The organism is Pseudomonas gozinkensis, from assembly GCF_014863585.1.
GTDB classification, from domain to species: Bacteria; Pseudomonadota; Gammaproteobacteria; order Pseudomonadales; family Pseudomonadaceae; genus Aquipseudomonas; species Aquipseudomonas gozinkensis.
Genome location: NZ_CP062253.1, coordinates 3469595 through 3484107 on the forward strand (window position 1 = coordinate 3469595; position 14513 = coordinate 3484107).

At 62.1% G+C, this 14513-nt stretch carries 14 protein-coding genes; 10 read left to right on the forward strand and 4 right to left on the reverse strand.

The window, feature by feature from the left end:
• Positions 1–123: 123 nt before the first annotated feature.
• From IHQ43_RS15220 to IHQ43_RS15265, 10 genes are all read left to right on the forward strand, one after another.
• Positions 124–1002: an amino acid ABC transporter permease gene (locus IHQ43_RS15220; protein WP_011334265.1), complete on the forward strand. Its 879-nt coding sequence runs from the start codon at positions 124–126 to the stop codon at positions 1000–1002.
• Between the two features lie 10 nt (positions 1003–1012).
• Complete coding sequence (locus IHQ43_RS15225; RefSeq protein WP_039768627.1) at positions 1013–1777, forward strand: amino acid ABC transporter ATP-binding protein; 765 nt, start codon at positions 1013–1015, stop codon at positions 1775–1777.
• Positions 1778–1816: 39 nt separating this feature from the next.
• Positions 1817–2641 carry an ABC transporter substrate-binding protein gene (locus IHQ43_RS15230; protein ID WP_192561143.1) on the forward strand — a complete coding sequence of 275 codons (825 nt, stop codon included), beginning with the start codon at positions 1817–1819 and terminating at the stop codon, positions 2639–2641.
• Between the two features lie 149 nt (positions 2642–2790).
• Positions 2791–3639, forward strand: a complete 849-nt coding sequence (locus IHQ43_RS15235) for a polysaccharide deacetylase family protein (RefSeq protein WP_192561144.1) — start codon at positions 2791–2793, stop codon at positions 3637–3639.
• Positions 3632–4522, forward strand: coding sequence for a polysaccharide deacetylase family protein (locus tag IHQ43_RS15240; RefSeq protein ID WP_192561145.1), 891 nt, complete (start codon positions 3632–3634; stop codon positions 4520–4522). Before IHQ43_RS15235 ends, IHQ43_RS15240 begins: the two co-directional genes overlap by 8 nt.
• Positions 4519–5871, forward strand: coding sequence for an MmgE/PrpD family protein (locus IHQ43_RS15245; RefSeq protein WP_192561146.1), 1353 nt, complete (start codon positions 4519–4521; stop codon positions 5869–5871). Before IHQ43_RS15240 ends, IHQ43_RS15245 begins: the two co-directional genes overlap by 4 nt.
• A gap of 16 nt (positions 5872–5887) precedes the next feature.
• On the forward strand, positions 5888–7066 hold the full coding sequence (locus tag IHQ43_RS15250; RefSeq protein ID WP_039768637.1) for an MFS transporter: 1179 nt from the start codon (positions 5888–5890) through the stop codon (positions 7064–7066).
• A gap of 157 nt (positions 7067–7223) precedes the next feature.
• Positions 7224–7910, forward strand: a complete 687-nt coding sequence (locus IHQ43_RS15255) for an HPP family protein (RefSeq protein WP_102686096.1) — start codon at positions 7224–7226, stop codon at positions 7908–7910.
• Positions 7911–8100: 190 nt separating this feature from the next.
• Entirely contained in the window at positions 8101–9207 is a 1107-nt protein-coding gene (locus tag IHQ43_RS15260; protein ID WP_192561147.1) for an enoyl-CoA hydratase/isomerase family protein, read from the forward strand.
• Positions 9208–9210: 3 nt separating this feature from the next.
• Positions 9211–10362 carry an acyl-CoA dehydrogenase family protein gene (locus tag IHQ43_RS15265; RefSeq protein ID WP_192561148.1) on the forward strand — a complete coding sequence of 384 codons (1152 nt, stop codon included), beginning with the start codon at positions 9211–9213 and terminating at the stop codon, positions 10360–10362.
• A gap of 137 nt (positions 10363–10499) precedes the next feature.
• Here IHQ43_RS15265 and IHQ43_RS15270 read toward each other — a convergent pair whose 3' ends face one another.
• The 4 genes from IHQ43_RS15270 to IHQ43_RS15285 all read right to left on the reverse strand — a co-directional run bounded on the left by IHQ43_RS15270 (position 10500) and on the right by IHQ43_RS15285 (position 14509).
• Complete coding sequence (locus IHQ43_RS15270; protein WP_192561149.1) at positions 10500–11273, reverse strand: enoyl-CoA hydratase; 774 nt, start codon at positions 11271–11273, stop codon at positions 10500–10502.
• A 14-nt stretch (positions 11274–11287) separates the two neighbouring features.
• On the reverse strand, positions 11288–12415 hold the full coding sequence (locus IHQ43_RS15275) for an acyl-CoA dehydrogenase (RefSeq protein WP_192561150.1): 1128 nt from the start codon (positions 12413–12415) through the stop codon (positions 11288–11290).
• 126 nt (positions 12416–12541) lie between these two features.
• Positions 12542–13735, reverse strand: a complete 1194-nt coding sequence (locus IHQ43_RS15280; RefSeq protein WP_192561151.1) for an acetyl-CoA C-acyltransferase — start codon at positions 13733–13735, stop codon at positions 12542–12544.
• Positions 13736–13747: 12 nt separating this feature from the next.
• Positions 13748–14509: an SDR family NAD(P)-dependent oxidoreductase gene (locus tag IHQ43_RS15285; RefSeq protein WP_192561152.1), complete on the reverse strand. Its 762-nt coding sequence runs from the start codon at positions 14507–14509 to the stop codon at positions 13748–13750.
• Positions 14510–14513: the final 4 nt, after the last annotated feature.

The window sequence follows — 14513 nt, forward strand, 5'->3', positions numbered from 1 at the left end:
CGACTTGCCAGCGATGGCGTCCAGCCAGTCGACATTGATGCTGGATGACCCACCGCAATCGCTGGCAAGCCAGCTCCCACAAGGGCCGGTGTTGGATTTGAAAGTACAGTTCGGAGAAACACCATGAGCCAGACTCAGGCAGAACGACTCCAGGCGGAGCGCAAACTGGCGGAAAACCAGTTCGACATTACCCAGTACCAGCATGTGCCACGGCGTTATTACGGGCGGATCTTCTTCGCTACCGTGATCGTCATCGCCATCATCGGCCTGGTGCGAGCCTTCGCCGAAGGCAAGATCGAATGGTCGTACATCGGCCAGTTCCTCACCTCCGAAGCGATCATGTGGGGCCTGTTCAACACGATCATCATGGCCGTGCTGGCCATGGCGCTGGGCATCGTGTTCGGCGTGATCACCGCGATCATGCGCATGTCGGCCAACCCGATCCTGCGTTACGTGGCAGTGACCTACACCTGGCTGTTTCGCGGTACGCCGCTGATTCTGCAACTGCTGTTGTGGTTCAACCTGGCGCTGATCTTCCCCACCATCGGCATTCCCGGCCTGTTCGAACTCGACACCGTGAGCCTGATGACCCCGTTCGTGGCCGCCCTGCTCGGCTTGAGCATCAACCAGGGCGCCTACACCGCTGAAGTGGTGCGCGCCGGCCTGCTGTCGGTGGACACCGGCCAGTACGAAGCGGCCAAGTCGATCGGCATGCCGCGCCTGCAGGCGCTGCGCCGGATCATCCTGCCGCAGGCCATGCGCATCATCATTCCGCCGGTGGGCAACGAATTCATCGGCATGGTGAAAATGACCTCGCTGGCGAGCGTCATCCAGTACTCGGAACTGCTCTACAACGCTCAGAACATTTACTACGCCAACGCCCGGGTCATGGAGCTGCTGATCGTCGCCGGTATCTGGTACCTGGCCACCGTCACCGTCCTGTCCTTTGGTCAAAGCCGTCTGGAGCGTCGTTTCGCTCGCGGCGCCGGCAAGCGTTCTTGAGGAGTCGAACATGAGAAACATCGTCAAGGCCGTGAGCCTGAACAAATATTACGACCAGTACCACGCGCTCAAGGACATCAACATCGAGGTCGAGCAAGGCGAAGTGCTGTGCATCATCGGCCCGTCCGGCTCGGGCAAGAGCACCCTGCTGCGCTGCGTCAACCAGCTGGAAAAGATCGACAAGGGCGGTCTCTGGGTCGACGGCGAGCTGGTCGGCTACCGCGTGGTCGGGCACAAGCTGCACGAACTCAACGAATCACAGATCGCCCGCCAGCGCCTGGCCACCGGCATGGTGTTCCAGCGTTTCAACCTGTTTCCGCACATGACTGTGTTGCAAAACATCATCGAAGGCCCGTGCCAGGTACTCAAGCGTTCGCCCAAGGAGGCGCACGAAGAAGCCCTGGAACTGCTGGCCCGGGTCGGCCTGGCCGACAAACGCAACAGCTACCCGATCGAACTGTCGGGCGGTCAGCAGCAACGGGTGGCGATTGCCCGCGCCCTGGCCATGCGACCCAAGCTGATGCTGTTCGATGAACCCACTTCGGCACTCGACCCGGAACTGGTCGGTGAGGTGCTGTCGGTGATGCGCGATCTGGCGCAGACCGGCATGACCATGATCGTCGTCACCCATGAACTGGGCTTCGCCCGGGAGGTTTCCAACCGCATGGTGTTCATGGACGGCGGGCAGATCGTGGAGGCTGGAAGCCCCGAAGAAATACTAATAAGTCCGCAAAACCCGCGCACCCAAAGCTTCATTTCTGCCGTTCGAACCTGAGGCCCCTTTGGCCTTCACAACACTCATAAGAGAACGTCCATGAAGAACTTCGTCATTCCAGCAGTACTCACTTCCCTCATGTCTTGCGGTTTCGCCGTGGCCGCCGAATTGCCGGCCAGCATCAAGGAAAAAGGCGAAATCGTCGTCGCGATCATGCCCAACTATCCGCCGATGGATTTCAAGGACCCGGCCACCAACAAGCTCACCGGCCTTGATTACGACCTGGGCAACGCCCTGGCCGAACGCCTCGGGGTGAAGATCAAGTGGCAGGAAACCGGCTTCGAGCAAATGATCAACGCCCTGACCACCGACCGCGTGGACATGGTCCTGTCGGGCATGACCGACACCGCCGAGCGTCAGGCCAGCGTGACCTTCGTCGACTACTTCACCAGCGGCCCGCAGTTCTACACCTTGCAGAAAAACGCGGCGACCAACGAGATCATCGACCTGTGCGGCAAGAAAGTCGGCACCAGCCGCCGCACCACCTTTCCGGCGGAAATCGCCGAGTGGAGCAAGGCCAACTGTGAAGCCGCCGGCAAGCCTGCAATCAACGTGATCGGCACCGAAGGCTCGGCCGACGCCCGCGCCCAACTGCGCCAGAGCCGTATTGATGCGGCGATGCAGGGCAGCGAAACCCTGTCGTACCTCAAGACCCAGGAAAAGGACATGTACAAAACGGTCGGCCAGCCGATCTCCGTACAGTTCACCGGGCTGGGTGTGAGCAAGAAAAAGCCTGAGCTGAGTGAAGCGGTGAAGGTGGCGTTGCAGAGCATGGTGGATGACGGCAGCTATAACGCGATTCTGAAGAAGTGGGATCTGGAACTGGGTGCGATCAAGGACGTGACCATTAACGCCGGTAAGTAATCCGGTCAGCGCCACCTCTCCATTGTGGGAGCGAGCTTGCTCGCGAATTCAGTGTGTCATTCACCAGTGATGTCGACTGACATGGCCTCATCGCGAGCAAGCTCGCTCCCACAGGTACAGCGTACGTCCCTGCATGTGTGGAGCGCCCAATGCTCAGTTCACCCCAACCCACCTGGCCCGACCAGCACAAAGCCTGCCTCGCCCTGGCCTTCGACCTCGACGGCCCGACCGGCGATGCCATGCTCAACAACTCGATCTGGCACAAACCCGAGTACTTCGGCTTCGGCGGCTACGGCCCCTACCGCGCCTTGCCACGCCTGCTGGATCTGCTCGACACCTTCAAGATCCCGACCACCTTCTTCGTCCCCGCCTGGGTCGTGGAAAACTGGCCGAAACAATGCCAGGCCATCGTCGAGCGCGGCCATGAAGTCGCCTACCACGGCTACAAACACGAATCCTTCTACGCCCTGACGCTGGACCAGCAGCAGGCCGTGATGAACAAATCCCGCGATGTGTTCTGGCAATACCTGCACATCCGCGCCGAGGGCTTCCGCACCCCGTCCGGCGACTGGCGCGCCGAGACCCCGGCGATGCTGGCCGACAACGGCGTCATCTATTCCAGCAGCATGCGCGGCGATGATCGGCCGTATCTGGTCAACGTCCCCGGCCACGACACACCGCTGGTGGAGATCCCCGGCCGCTGGGAAATGGACGACTACGCCTCCCTCGCCTATACCCGCGCACCGAACTTCCCGTCCGGGCTCGACCGCACCGCCAGCTACGAGCTGACCCTCGACAACTGGCAGCGCGAATACGACGGCGCGATGGACGAAGGCCTGTGCCTGACCACTCTGTTCCACCCGAAAATCACCGGCAAACCGGGGCGCATCCTGTTGCTGGAGAAACTCTTCGACCACATGCGCCAGCGCGATGACGTGTGGTTCGCCACCTGCCGCGACGTCGCCCGCTGGTGGCTGAAGGAGCATCACCATGGCTGACGCTGAGAACCTCTGGCCCGCCGGCAAACGCTGCGCGGTGGTGCTGACCGTCGATTACAACGACATCCACGGCATTCTCACCCAGGCCCCGGAAGTCGCCGGGCGCGACAAGACACTGTCGGTGTGGCGCTACGGCACGCAACGGGGCGTCGAGCGTTTGCTCGGCCTGTTCAGGGAACTCGGGGTGCGCAGCAGCTGGTTCATACCCGGCATCGTTGCCGAGGAAAACCCGCAGCACATCGCCGCAATTCTGGCTGGCGGCCATGAAATCGCCTGCGCCGGTTACCGCCACCAGGATTACGACACGCTGGATCTGGCGGCGCAGAGCGCGGAAGTTGCCAAGGGCTGTGCAGCGCTGGAAGCATTGACCGGCGTGCGTCCAAACGGTTTCCGTATTCCGGCGGGTAACGGCGCGCCGGGCTTCATCGAAGCCTTGAAAGATCACGGCATTCACTGGTCGTCATCATGGCGTGGCGATGATCTGCCGTTTTTCCACCCGACCGCGCCCGAGGTGGTCGAACTGCCGCTGCATTACGAACTGGAAGACGAGCCTTACTTCGCCTTCAACCTGAGCCCGGCCGTGCCGCCGGCGCAATCGCGGATCGCCTCCTACAGCCACACCCTCGGCAACCTGCAAATGGACTTCGCCGGATTCCACCGTTTCGGCCTGTGCTACGTGCTGCGCCTGCACCCGGAAATCATCGCCACACCGGGGCGTATCGGTGTGCTGCGGGAATTGCTGCAAGGCATCCAGCAGCATGACGACGTGTGGATCGCCACCGGTGCCGAAGTCGCACAGTGGTGGGCACAAACGGCGGCGCCGGTCGCGCAGGATCATCCGGCGTCGGTGTATGAGCGCCATTATCGGGACTATCTCGTATGACGGAACGCATGCAACGGCTGGCGCGGTTTTGCGTCGAAACGCGGTTTGAAGATCTGCCGCCGGCGTTGGTGGAACAGGCAAAACGGCACATTCTCGACACCTTCGGCGCAGCGCTGGCCGGAGCCGACAGTGCGGTGGCGCTTCAAGCGCGGCAGGTGTTCGGCGCCGAGCCGGGCACCGCACTGGTCTGGGGTTCGTCATTGCGCGTCGGTGCGGGACACGCGGCGTTACTCAACGGCATCGCCGCCCATGCGCTGGAACTGGATGACACCGGCGGTTGCGATCACTCCGGCGCGGTGGTGTTGCCGGCGGTGGTGGCGGCGCTGTCACTGGTGGATCGGCCGGTGAACGGTCGCGAGTTCATCACTGCCGTGGTGATCGGCTATGAAATCGGCCGGCGGGTGCTGGAAGCCTGCGGCAGTTATTCGGCCCACAACGGCGCGGGCTGGCACTCGACCGCCACTTGCGGCGTGTTCGGCGCGGCGGCGGCCTGTGCGCGGATCTTTGCGCTGGATGTCGGGCAAACCGTGTCGGCACTGGGCATCGCCGGCAGTTTCAGCGGCGGGTTGTGGGCGTTCATCCACGACGGTTCGCAAAGCAAGAAACTGCACAGCGGTCGTGCGGCCGAGGGTGGATTGCTGGCGGCGCGATTTGCTCGTGAAGGCGTCAGTGGGCCGTCGGTGTTGTTCGATGATGTCTGGGGCGGGTTTCTCAAGACCCTGGCACCAGGCAGCGCGCAACCGGATGCGCTGGATGCCGATTTGGGACAAACCTGGAAACTCGCGCGCTGTTCGATCAAACCCTACGCCGCGTGCCGTGGTACTCACTCGGCGATCGACGCGCTCGGTTTGCTGCTGGAGCAATTGCAGGTCGGCGCGGATCAGGTGGAAGACGTCCAGGTGAACCTGTGCGGGTTTCTGCTCGACATGTGCGGCGGTCACGACACCCGCAGTCTGGCCGCTGCGCAGATGAGCCTGCCCTACGCACTCGCCGCGCAGCTGGTGCATGGTCATTGCCGGCTCGAGGCTTACGACGAACAGCCGCGAAACGATCCGCGCATCGCGCACTGGCTGACGCGCATTCGCCTTGAAGTGGATGAGCGACTGTCGGAGGATGGCGAGCCAGTGGTCGTGGTGCGAACCCGCGATGGGCGTGAGGCGAGTCTGTGTGTCGAGGTGCCGCTGGGGGCGCCGGGCAATCCGCTGAGCGAGACGGCGCTGGAAGAGAAGTTTTTCAGTCTGGCGTTGCGGGTGATTTCACCGCTCAAGGCTGAGCCGTTATTGGCGCAGCTACGGCAACTGCAAACGCTGGATTCCGTGCGCGATCTCGAGCACCTGTTAACCGAATAAGGATATTTGATTTTCCGTGGCCACCTACTCGCTCGTTATCCGCCGCCTGATGATCGTTTCGCTGACCATTGTCGTCAGCCGTGCCATCACCAGTCCTTTGCTCACCCTGTTTTTGAGCAACAAGCTCGGCCTCAACCAACAGGACGTCGGGTTGCTGCTGGGCATCGCGGTGTTCATCGCCACCCTGCTTGCACTTTACGGCGGCTACATCATCGACCGGCTCGAGAAGCGCCGATTGCTGATTCTGGCGATGCTCTCCAGCGCCATTGGCTTTGTGTTGCTGACCTTCGCCAAAGACCTGTACCTGACCACCCTGACCCTGGTCATCACCGAAACCGCCTCGGCGTTGTTCCTGATCGGCTCCAAGGCGATCCTCAGTGAAAACCTGCCCATGGGACAGCGGGCCAAGGCGTTTTCCCTGCGCTATACCCTGACCAACATCGGCTACGCCACCGGCCCGATGCTCGGTGTGGTGATCGCCGGGGTGTACCCGATTGCGCCGTTCCTGATTGCCGCTGGCATCGCCTTCGGCAGCATCTTCCTGATGATCGGCATCCCCAAGGACGCCAGCCCCGTCGCCGCCATCGGCCAGCCGCAAAGCTTTTTGAAAACCCTGATCACCCTGAAAAACGACCGCACGCTGATCATGTTCACCTGCGGCTGTCTGCTCAGCACCGTGGTGCATGGCCGCTTCACCCTGTACCTGTCGCAATACCTGCTGGTGGTCGAGGATTCGCAGCGCGCGTTGCAAACCATGGCCGCCCTGCTCGCCTGCAACGCCATCGCGGTGATCCTGCTGCAATACCAGATCGGTCGTTTCCTCAACCGGGAAAAACTGCGCTACTGGATCGCCGCCGGCACCAGTCTGTTCATTGTTGGATTGATCGGCTTCAGCCTGGCCGACAGCCTGGTGTCGTGGTGCATCGCAATGTTCATCTTCACCCTCGGCGAGATGATCATTTATCCGTCGGAGTTCCTGTTCGTCGACACCCTGGCCCCGGAAGAACTGCGCGGCAGCTATTACGGCGCACAGAATCTGGCAGCCCTGGGCGGCGCGCTGAGCCCGGTAATTTGCGGTTTCCTGCTGATGCACACACCGGCGCCGACCATGTTCTACGCCCTCAGCGCACTGACCGCGATGGGCGGGTTCCTGTGTTTCATGAGCGGGCGACGTGTGGCTTTACTGCATAAATAATGCATTGAAACTGCATTTATATGAATTTGTCAGCATCGTGATTGCTTGGCACACTGTGCGCGTTCCTCCCCCAATAGTTGGAACACTTCGAAGGACTTTCCGCGTTTACGGACAAGTCCTTTTTTTTGCCCTGAATTTCGCAAAGGATCGATTCTGCATGCTCGCTCGCTGGTTGCCCGCCGCCATCAACACCCGCCCCACCGAATGGAGCCGCGCCGCCATCGGCATGGCGCTGGGCACGTTGTTCAGCGTGTGGGCGTGCAGTCAGGTGTTCGGCATTGAAGTGGCCTACCACCTGATCGGCCCGCTGGGCGCCTCGGCAGTGCTGCTGTTCGCCGTGTCTTCCGGCGCCCTCGCCCAGCCGTGGTCGATCATCGGCGGCTACCTGTGCGCGGGCGTCGTCGCGTTGCTGGTGGCCCACGTCCTCGGCCGAACCTTGGGCAGCGCGTGTCTCGCCGCAGGCATGGCGCTGATCCTGATGTGCTGGCTGCGCTGCCTGCACCCACCGGCCGGCGCCGTGGCATTGACGATGGTGCTGGCCGACCCGATGACCATCGCCATGGACTGGAAAGCCCTGGAACCGGTGATGCTCAGCGCCGCGTGCCTGCTGCTCGCCGCCCTGGCCTACAACAACCTGACCCGCATCCGCTACCCGAAACGCCCCGCCGAGCCCGCGCCGGCCGTCGCACCGGTGGATATTCAGTCCATCACGGCCGAAGATCTGAAATTGGCACTGGCCGATATGGAGGCATTCATCGATGTCACGCCAGAAGATCTGGAGCAGCTGATTCATGCCAGTGAATTGCACGCCAAACGGCGGAGCATTGGCCAGGTGTTCCGCTGAGTCCGGATCCTGTCCCTGTCAGCGTTGTCGATTGAAAAGAAGCCGCGATCCCGTGCATTTGGCCTAAGGTAAAAATGCAGACAGCCCGTGCACATATCCCCGTTGTACATGGCAAATTTGCACTGTTACGATCCGCTAACGCTCGCGCGCGAGCTTCTCGAATAAAGACAATAAAAGCAGGGAGTTAGTGATGACTGCTCAGGCTTCATCCCCGCGGACTTCGTCCATGGATGCCACGCCGCACGAAGTGCTGGCCGAGGTTCGCAATCACATCGGTCATCTGACCCTCAACCGCCCCGCCGGCCTCAATGCCCTGACCCTCGACATGGTTCGCCAGCTCCAGCAACACCTGGATGCATGGGCTACGGACACCAATGTTCACGCCGTGGTACTGCGCGGTGCCGGCGAGAAAGCCTTTTGTGCCGGTGGCGACATTCGCTCCCTGTACGACAGCCATAAAAACGGCGACACGCTGCACGAAGACTTCTTCGTCGAGGAATACGCCCTCGACCTGACGATCCACCACTACCGCAAACCGGTGCTGGCGCTGATGGACGGTTTCGTTCTCGGCGGCGGCATGGGTCTGGTGCAAGGTGCCGATCTGCGGGTGGTCACCGAGAAAAGCCGTCTGGCGATGCCGGAAGTGGCCATCGGGTATTTCCCGGATGTCGGCGGCAGCTATTTCCTGCCACGGATTCCCGGCGAGCTGGGGATTTATCTGGGAGTCAGCGGCGTGCAGATTCGTGCGGCGGATGCGCTGTACTGCGGGTTGGCCGACTGGTATCTGGACAGCAGCAAACTCGGCATCCTCGACGAACAGCTCGATCTCCTTGAGTGGCACGATACGCCGCTGAAGGATCTGCAAAGCCTGCTGGCCCGCCACGCCGTGCAAACCTTGCCGGATGCGCCGCTCGAAGCCTTGCGTCCAGCCATCGACCACTTCTTCGCGTTGCCGGACGTGCCGAGCATCGTCGAACAACTGCGCGCCGTGACCGTCGCCGACAGCCACGAATGGGCGACCACCACTGCCGACCTGCTGGAAACCCGCTCGCCGCTGGCCATGGGCGTGACCCTGGAAATGCTCCGTCGCGGCCGGCACCTGAGCCTGGAACACTGCTTCGCCCTCGAACTGCATCTGGATCGCCAGTGGTTCGAACTTGGCGACTTGATCGAAGGCGTGCGCGCCCTGCTGATCGACAAAGACAAATCACCGCGCTGGAACCCGCCGACCCTGGCTGCGCTGCACGCCGAGCACATCGCGGGTTTCTTCCACGGTTTCGAAGAGAGCGGGAGCTGAGTCATGCACGATCTCGAATTGACTGAAGACCAGGTAATGATCCGCGACATGGCCCGGGACTTTGCCCGTGGCGAAATCGCCCCCCACGCCCAAGCCTGGGAAAAGGCCGGCTGGATCGATGACACCCTGGTGGCGAAGATGGGCGAACTCGGCCTGCTGGGCATGGTGGTGCCGGAAGAATGGGGCGGCACTTACGTCGACTACGTGGCCTATGCGCTGGCGGTGGAAGAGATCTCCGCCGGTGACGGCGCCACCGGCGCGTTCATGAGCATTCACAACTCGGTGGGCTGCGGGCCGGTGCTCAACTACGGCAGCGAAGAACAGAAACAGACCTGGCTGGCGGATCTGGCCAGCGGCGCGGTGATCGGCTGCTTCTGTCTGACCGAACCCCAGGCCGGCTCCGAAGCGCACAACCTGCGCACCCGCGCCGAACTGCGCGACGGGCAATGGGTAATCAATGGCGCCAAGCAATTTGTCAGCAACGGCAAGCGGGCGAAACTGGCGATCGTTTTTGCCGTCACCGATCCGGATCTTGGCAAGCGTGGGATTTCGGCATTTCTGGTGCCGACCGACACGCCGGGGTTCATCGTCGACCGTACCGAACACAAGATGGGCATCCGCGCCTCCGACACCTGCGCGGTGACGCTGAACAATTGCAGCATTCCTGAAGCGAATCTGCTGGGTGAACGCGGTAAAGGTTTGGCGATTGCTCTCTCCAACCTTGAAGGCGGACGTATCGGCATCGCGGCGCAAGCACTGGGCATTGCCCGTGCGGCTTTTGAAGCGGCGCTGGGTTATGCCCGTGATCGGGTGCAGTTCGGCAAGGCCATCGTCGAGCACCAAAGCATCGCCAACCTGCTGGCGGACATGCAGATGCAGATCAACGCGGCACGCCTGATGATCCTGCACGCGGCGCGGTTGCGCACGGCGGGCAAACCGTGCCTGTCGGAGGCTTCGCAGGCCAAGCTGTTTGCTTCGGAAATGGCTGAAAAGGTGTGCTCGTCAGCGATTCAGATTCATGGCGGGTATGGGTATCTGGAGGATTACCCGGTGGAGAAGTACTACCGGGATGCGCGGATTACCCAGATTTATGAGGGGTCGAGTGAGATACAGCGAATGGTGATTGCTCGGGAGTTGAAGAACTACCAGCTCTAAAAGGCAAAAGCATCGCTGGCAAGCCAGCTCTCACAGTTTCTTCGGTGTACACGATAAGTGCGAACGACCGAGATTCCTGTGGGAGCTGCGGTGCGACAATTCGACTTGCCAGCGATGGCGTCAATGAATACGCCGCACTACTTGCCTTGGAACTCCGGCGCACGCTTGGCCACAAACGCCGCCATCCCTTCCTTCTGATCCTGCGTCGCAAACGCCGCATGGAACACCCGGCGCTCGAAGCGCACGCCTTCAGTCAGGTTCACTTCAAACGCGCGGTTGACGCTCTCCTTGACCATCATCGCAATCGGCAGCGATTTGCTGGCGATCACCGCCGCGACTTTCAGCGCCTCATCCAGCAGCTCATCACTCGGCACGATGCGCGCGACGATGCCGCAGCGCTCGGCTTCCACCGCGTCGATCAAACGGCCGCTCAGGCACATTTCCATCGCTTTGGCCTTGCCCACGGCGCGGGTCAGGCGTTGGGTGCCGCCCATGCCCGGCAGCACGCCGAGGTTGATTTCCGGCTGACCGAATTTGGCGTTGTCGCCGGCCAGGATGAAGTCGCACATCAGCGCCAGTTCACAGCCGCCACCGAGGGCAAAGCCGTTGACGGCCGCAATGATCGGCTTGCGGCGGTTAGCCACACGGTCGCTGTCGCTGAACAAATCATCCATGTAAATCTGCGGATAGGTCAGCTCGGCCATTTCCTTGATGTCGGCGCCGGCGGCGAAGGCTTTCTTCGACCCGGTGATGACGATGCAGCCAATATTCGCATCGGCTTCGAGGCCATCGAGGGCGCGGTTCACTTCGCTGACCAGTTGCGCGTTGAGGGCATTCAGCGCCTGCGGGCGGTTCAGGGTGATCAGGCCGACGCGGCCATGGGTTTCCAGCAAAATCGTTTCGTAACTCATGTGCAGATTCCTTCTCAAAGATTGCGCGAAATGACCATGCGCTGAATGTCGCTGGTGCCTTCGTAGATCTGGCAGACCCGCACGTCGCGGTAGATGCGCTCCAGCGGAAAGTCGTTGAGGTAACCGTAACCGCCGAGGGTTTGCAAGGCCATCGAGCAGACCTTCTCGGCCATTTCCGAGGCGAACAGTTTGGCCATCGACGCTTCGACCAGCGCCGGCTGACCGCTGTCACGCAGGGCGGCGGCGTAGTGCACCATCTGCCGCGCCACGGCGATCTGGGTCGCCATGTCCGCCAGGCGGAACGCCACGGCCTGATGCTCGATGATCGGCTTGCCGAAGGTGTCACGCTCACGGGCGTAATCGCGCGCCGCTTCGAACGCGGCACGGGCCATGCCCACCGATTGCGAAGCGATGCCGACGCGCCCGCCTTCAAGATTGGCCAGGGCGATCTTGTAGCCCTCGCCCTCCTCGCCCAACCGGTTGGCCACCGGCACTTTCACGTCTTCGAACAGAATCTGGCAGGTGTCCGAGGCGTGCTGGCCGAGTTTGTCTTCGATGCGGGCGACTTTGTAGCCCGGCGAATCGGTCGGCACGATGAACGCGCTGATCCCGCGCTTGCCGGCGCTCGGGTCGGTGACCGCAAACACGATCACGACCCCGGCGTTCTGCCCGGAGGTGATGAACTGTTTGCAGCCGTTGAGCACGTAGTGATCGCCTTCAAGGCGTGCACGGGTTTTCAGGCTGCTGGCGTCGGAACCGGCCTGCGGTTCGGTCAACGCGAAAGCACCGAGCATCTCGCCGCTGGCCAGCGGCTTGAGGAAGCGTTCACGCTGGTCGTCGTTGCCGAACTTGAGGATCGGCACGCAACCCACCGAGTTGTGCACGCTCATGATGGTCGAGCAAGCACCGTCGCCGGCAGCGATTTCTTCCAGGGCCATGGCGTAGGCCAGGTAACCGGTGTCGCAACCGCCCCACTGCTCCGGCACCAGCATGCCGAAGAAGCCCAGTTCGGCCATTTCGCCGATGGCTTCCTTCGGGAAGCGGTGTTCGCGATCCCACTCGGCGGCGAACGGTTTGAGCCGTTCCTCGGCAAACTGCCGGGCCATGTCGCGGATTTGAGTTTGGTCTTCGTTGGGAATCATGGTGAATCCTTACTTCAGGTTCAGACACATATCCTGTGGGAGTGAGCTTGCTCGCGAAATCGGTGCGTCATGCAACTAAAATGTTGGCTGACACGACGCCTTCGCGAGCAAGCTCGCTCCCACAGTTCAATACACGCATTCCACGGCCATCGCCGTGGCTTCGCCGCCGCCGATGCAGATCGCCGCGACGCCGCGTTTGAGGCCTTTCTGGCGCAGGGCCGAGAGCAAGGTCACCAGAATTCGCGCGCCAGACGCACCGATCGGGTGACCCAGGGCGCAGGCGCCGCCGTGGATGTTGAGCTTGTCGTGAGGGATTTCCAGGTGGGTCATCGCCGCCATGCCGACTACGGCGAAGGCCTCGTTGACTTCGAACAGATCAACCTGATCCAGCGACCAGCCGGTTTTCTTCATCAGCTTCTTGATCGCGCCAATCGGCGCCACCGGGAACAGGCCCGGTGTGTCAGCGAAGGCTGCGTGGCCGTGAATCACCGCCAGCGGCTTCAGACCCTGTTTCTGCGCTTGCGACTGACGCATCAGCACCAGTGCCGCAGCGCCGTCGGAGATCGAGCTGGAGTTGGCCGCCGTCACGGTGCCACCCTCGCGGAACGCCGGTTTCAGCGAAGCGATCTTGTCCAGTTTGGCTTTTGGCGGCTGCTCGTCGTTGCTGATTACGACTTGTTCCTTGCCCACGGTCACGGTCAGCGGAACGATCTCGGCCTTGAAGCTGCCGTCCTTGATCGCCTGCTGGGCGCGGGTGGTCGAGGCGATGGCAAAGGCGTCCTGAGCTTCGCGGCTGAAGTCGTTGGTTTCGGCGCAATCCTCGGCGAAGGTGCCCATCAGGCGACCTTTGTCGTAGGCGTCTTCGAGGCCGTCGAGGAACATCGAATCCAGCACCCGGCCGTGGCCCATGCGGTAACCGGCACGGGCGCGATCCAGCAGGTACGGCGCGTTGGACATGCTTTCCATACCGCCGGCGATCACCACATCGGCGCTGCCGGCCAGCAGCATGTCGTGGGCCAGGATGGTGGTTTCCATGCCCGAGCCACACATCTTGTTGACCGTGGTGCAGCGGGTGGATTTGTCCAGCCCGGCGCCCAGTGCAGCCTGACGTGCAGGCGCCTGTCCGAGACCGGCTGGCAGCACGCAGCCAAACAGCACTTCATCGACTGCATCGACGGCCACACCGGCACGCTCAACCGCAGCCTTGATTGCAGCGGCGCCCAGTTGCGGCGCGGTCAGGCTTTTCAGTTCGCCCTGGAAACCGCCCATCGGGGTGCGGACGGCGCTGACGATGACAATCGGATCGTTGGAGATGGTCATGGGAAATCCTCCTTACTTGGCGGCCATGCGCAAGGCACCGTCGAGACGGATCACCTCGCCGTTGAGCATGCTGTTTTCAATGATATGCCGCACCAGCGCGGCGTACTCGGCAGGTTTGCCCAGACGTGGCGGAAACGGTACGCCGGCGGCCAGCGATTCGCGCACTTCCGGGGTCATGCCGGCCATCATCGGGGTTTCGAAAATGCCCGGAGCGATGGTCATCACGCGGATGCCGAAGCGCGCCAGTTCGCGGGCGGCAGGCAGGGTGAGGCTGGCGATGGCGCCTTTGGAGGCGGAATACGCGGCCTGGCCGATCTGGCCGTCGAACGCCGCAACCGACGCGGTGTTGATGATCACGCCACGTTCGCCGTCAGCGTTGGCTTCGCTTTCGGCAATCGCCGCCGCTGCCAGACGCAGCATGTTGAAGCTGCCGATCAGGTTGACGTTGATCACCTGAGCAAAACTGGACAAGGCGTGCGGACCGCTCTTGCCGAGGATCTTCTCGCCGCGAACGATGCCGGCGCAGTTCACCAGCCCGTTGAGGCTACCGAAGACTTTGACAGTCGCCTGCACGGCGGCTTCGGCGGCAGCTTCGTTGCTGATATCCGCCACCATGCTCTGCGCGCCGAGGCGCTGGGCCTGGGTGGCGACCGCATCGGCGTTCAGGTCCACCAGCATCACTTTGGCGCCGGCGCTCACCAGCAATTCAGCGGTGGCGGCACCCAGGCCGGATGCGCCGCCGGTGACGATAAAAACCTTGTTCTCGATCTGCATGACT